Source organism: Cedecea neteri NBRC 105707 = ATCC 33855 (assembly GCF_001571265.1).
Taxonomy (GTDB): domain Bacteria; phylum Pseudomonadota; class Gammaproteobacteria; order Enterobacterales; family Enterobacteriaceae; genus Cedecea; species Cedecea neteri.
The window spans coordinates 1-2,439 of the sequence record NZ_BCTL01000111.1; the positions used below are offsets into that span (position 1 = coordinate 1).

At 48.6% G+C, this 2,439-nt stretch carries 5 protein-coding genes; all 5 read right to left on the minus strand.

What is annotated here, in order from left to right:
• Positions 1 to 287: 287 nt before the first annotated feature.
• The gene (locus CNE01S_RS25430; RefSeq protein ID WP_096753991.1) at positions 288 to 593 is read right to left on the minus strand and encodes a hypothetical protein; all 306 of its coding nucleotides are present in this window, start codon (positions 591 to 593) and stop codon (positions 288 to 290) included.
• Between the two features lie 114 nt (positions 594 to 707).
• Positions 708 to 1,205 carry a hypothetical protein gene (locus CNE01S_RS25435; protein ID WP_138089262.1) on the minus strand — a complete coding sequence of 166 codons (498 nt, stop codon included), beginning with the start codon at positions 1,203 to 1,205 and terminating at the stop codon, positions 708 to 710.
• 116 nt (positions 1,206 to 1,321) lie between these two features.
• A complete protein-coding gene (locus CNE01S_RS23955) occupies positions 1,322 to 1,729 on the minus strand; it encodes a hypothetical protein (RefSeq protein ID WP_138089261.1) in 408 nt (135 codons plus the stop codon).
• Between the two features lies 1 nt (position 1,730).
• A complete protein-coding gene (locus CNE01S_RS23960; protein WP_061279204.1) occupies positions 1,731 to 2,039 on the minus strand; it encodes a hypothetical protein in 309 nt (102 codons plus the stop codon).
• Positions 2,040 to 2,041: 2 nt separating this feature from the next.
• Positions 2,042 to 2,272 (minus strand): hypothetical protein, encoded by a 231-nt coding sequence (locus CNE01S_RS23965; RefSeq protein WP_061279207.1) that lies wholly within the window; start codon positions 2,270 to 2,272, stop codon positions 2,042 to 2,044.
• Between the last annotated feature and the right edge of the window lie 167 nt (positions 2,273 to 2,439).

A 2,439-nucleotide genomic window follows, 5' to 3' on the forward strand; every position in this document is an offset into this window, starting at 1 on the left:
ACGAGGGCGGGGCTTTGGGCCAGTTCAGTGTTCAGTTTTAACGGTTAAATTGGATCACAGCTCAATTATAAAGTCAATGTTCACTTTTTTCGACTGTCATTCACCCAGACGATCCCCAAAAGGATCACCAGGATGTACATGATGATAATGCGATACTCCATAACCCAGCGATCTCCCTCATTCCCACAAACCCGAAATAGCCTGCTACCGCGCCCGGCGGGCAAAAGCCAGCATCAGGGCAGCAAAAAGCAGCAGAGTGACAGTAAAAATAACGAGGGCGAGTATTTTCATGAAATGCTCCTCTTCAGTTGTTGCTTAACCAAACCAGAATCCAGGCAATAAGCGCCGCAACCGGTATTGTTGCCAGAAACCACAGTAAAAACTTCAGGTGTAGGAAAAACATCACAATCCCAACGATAAGAAAACTGGGAGTATTTTCTCGCGAGGAAAATCACATTTTCATCAACGGCGATATAAGACCACATCATGCATACGATATATCGCGCATGAGTTTGATGCAGGGCAAATTTTTCGCCAACAAAAAGCCCCGCGCGAAGGCGAGGCTTTAAGTTGATATCTAATCCAGTGCCCATGATGGCTTATGATCCGGCAAAGAGAAGATGATCTTTATCAATCACTTATAAAAATATCTGCTTATTATACCTCCAAAGACCAGTAACCGGACGTATAAAATGAACGCATATGTTTTAACTGCACTGGGGAGAATTAAATGGGCATTCAACACAATTGGGGCGTATCCGGTTTTTCTTTCCGCGTTTATCGGCGGCGTTTATGGCGCGCTCACGACTAAAGAAATCAGCTGGGTTATCCTTACCTGCATGATGTTTTTTGCGCTGGTAGAGCGTTTTTACAGGCAACAGAAGGCCCACATCGAAAAACGCAGCCAGGGAGAGCGCAAGCAATCTTTTATCAAGAGTGCATTTATTTCGAATCTCGGGCACCAACTCATAATACTCGATGAATTCAAGTATAATGGTGTCCTTTTCAAAGTGATCGCGTTTTATGAAATACCAATCGCCCAGACCATCGCAGGCCCACTCTGTCCCCGATGCCATCACCGCCTTACAGAAAGACTCAGGATCCGTTTTTTCGTCCTTACAGATATAACGCTTCATTGCTGCTGTGGATTTAGCTATGCATCGAAGCACACAATTATTGAGCTTGTAAAAGAAGTTGAAACTCATAAAAACCTCATTTGATGCCTGGCAGACAAGAGGCCGCCAGTTTCCTGACGCTGAGAGGAACAAAGAAGAATTTGCTGACGCCCTTTAGTCTGGTAATGGACGTCAGCAAGAGATGGTTAACGAAGCTTATTACCGACAAGCTCGGGATTAACTAACAACCCTGTCCGGGAGGCTATTTCCACCAACTGCCCCAGCGCTGCAACGGCAACGTTTTTATCGCCACCTTCAGCCAGTTTCCGAAGGTGGCGAACCAGCCAGGAAAAGCTCAGGGCCTGCGCTGTTTCGAGCCTGATATCACAGAAAAACTGCTCCGGAGAATGAGGGTTCTGTGTGTCGTCAAGATAACGGGTCAGTTTCGCGATATCAGCTTCGGAATAACCACTGATGCGAAGATCGTTAACTACAATATCGCGTTCAGTTATTTCAATCATTTTTTGTGCACTCCAGCCTTCTGCAGGCATTATCGTATTCCAGACAGGGTCCATAGCCCCCGTCAGACCAGAACGTTCAGATGCTTCACTCATATCAATCTACCTCCGGGTAAGGGACTTCACGCCACAGAACCAAATCACTTTCACTGACGGCTTCACCGCCCGGCGTCCATCGCCAGCCGCCGTGCCGGTCGATAAAGGCCGTGCCAACGTTTACGCCATCAGACAATAAGACCATGACACCGGGGCCCGGTTGACACTTTTCAACGCGTTGCCAGGCGTTGTCTTCGCTGATATCCCGCCAGGCGACCATCTCAACCTTTCCACCCAGAATATCCGTCCCGGCGCTGACCGCTGGCTCCTGCCCGTCAGGGAAATCAACAACAAATGTCATTTTACCCATAGCTACTCATCCTCCCACTCAGTACCGCGTTTCCAGGTATCCATAACGCCGTTAATCTCGGTCGTTAGTTCCTTCAATTTGCCAGCCCACTGTTCCATAGCGGTCTCAAGCCATGCGTCAAGGTCACCCCAGTCCGCCGACATATCCAGCAGATGGCGCTCCATGGTGGCCAGTCGGCGGAGCTGAGCCCGCCCCGTTTTGATATGCTGAGCATAGGGATTATTTTGTGCCATGGTGCCGACTCCTCCCGAGGTCATAAAAGCGGTTATACAACCAGACAAATACGGCGCAGACGACTTCAAGTACTTCAACTATCACAAAACCGATTATCGTCACTGGCCAGAAGAGTGTCTCCGGGAGTGTTGCCCACGGCGAGTTAAGATTTTCCCGACCGTCCCTG